3 protein-coding genes and 1 pseudogene are annotated in these 1,118 nt (G+C 43.9%); all 4 read left to right on the forward strand.

What is annotated here, in order from left to right; genetic code table 11:
- A partial coding sequence (locus G468_RS0118455) for a phage portal protein (RefSeq protein ID WP_026824206.1) occupies nt 1-375 on the forward strand: 375 nt, incomplete at its 5' end.
- Nucleotides 372-710, forward strand: coding sequence for a phage head closure protein (locus tag G468_RS0118460; RefSeq protein ID WP_026824207.1), 339 nt, complete (start codon nt 372-374; stop codon nt 708-710). The genes G468_RS0118455 and G468_RS0118460, both read left to right, overlap by 4 nt.
- Nucleotides 706-1,005, forward strand: coding sequence for a head-tail connector protein (locus tag G468_RS0118465; RefSeq protein WP_026824208.1), 300 nt, complete (start codon nt 706-708; stop codon nt 1,003-1,005). Before G468_RS0118460 ends, G468_RS0118465 begins: the two co-directional genes overlap by 5 nt.
- Nucleotides 1,006-1,118 (forward strand): annotated as a pseudogene (locus G468_RS23310) (HNH endonuclease); the annotation flags it as partial.

Here is a 1,118-nt window from a genome sequence, read left to right on the forward strand (position 1 = left end):
AATGTCAGCCCTATTTTTCTGCAAGAATATTCCAACAGTACCTACAGTAATTTTAGTGAAGCCAGCCGCGCGTTTTTAACCATTACCATGCGCCCTTGGTTAGCGAATTTCGAACAGCAAATCAAATCGGCACTACTACTTAATGTTCCGCAATCCGGTATGCGTTACCAAGTGGAATTTGACACCGCCGATTTACTCAGAGCCAACCCAAGAGAGCGTTTCTTAAGTTATGAAACGGCGATTAAATCCGGTGTGATGTGCCCCAATGAAGCCCGTGAACGGGAAGGCTTACCGCCTCGTGATGGCGGTGATGAATTTAGTCAGGCTTGGCGACAGTATATTGAGGTTAAGAAACATGCGGAGGACAACGCATGAGAGCAGGACGATTAAGACATCGTGTGACGATTCAGAAACAAGAGATTACATACGGTAATCTAGGTGACCAGCGAGTAACCTGGGTAGATGTTGAAGATGTCTGGGCAGAAGTAAAAGCGCTACGCGGTCAGGAGTTATTAACCTTTGGTACTCGCTATCCTCAAGCCATCGTCAAGATTTGGATGCGTTATCGTCCTGATATCACGATTGACAACGCCATTGTGTATAAAGGTGCTAATACACTGGGTTCTCGATTTGAGATAGCCGTTGTTTTATCCGATGCACGCCAATCAAGATTAGAATTGATTTGCAAGGGAGGAGGACGATTTGATTAATGTAAAAATCCCTTTAAATGAAATCAAACAGCATTGTCGATTAGAAGAGAGTTTTACGCTGGATGATAAATTATTAACCACGTATGCCGAAGCAGCACTTGAAGCCTGTCAACAACATATCGGCAAACGGTTTGATGAAGGATTGACATTCACGCCAGCAATTAAGGTTGGGTGTTTGCTCTATATCGGATTGCTCTATGAGAATCGGGAAATGGCAACAGATGTTGAGCTTAAAGAAGTCCCCTTTACGATTAAATCGTTATGGTCAGTGTATCGAGATATTGGAGTGTATTAAATGCCGTATCAACCATTAAAAAGATGTACAGAGCCAGGCTGTAGTACCCGAGTGAAATCGGGTAAGTGCGAGGCGCATAAACGAGCAGCCAGACGCAGAGTAGAAAAACAACG

The organism is Arsenophonus nasoniae DSM 15247, assembly GCF_000429565.1.
In the GTDB taxonomy this organism is placed as follows: domain Bacteria; phylum Pseudomonadota; class Gammaproteobacteria; order Enterobacterales; family Enterobacteriaceae; genus Arsenophonus; species Arsenophonus nasoniae.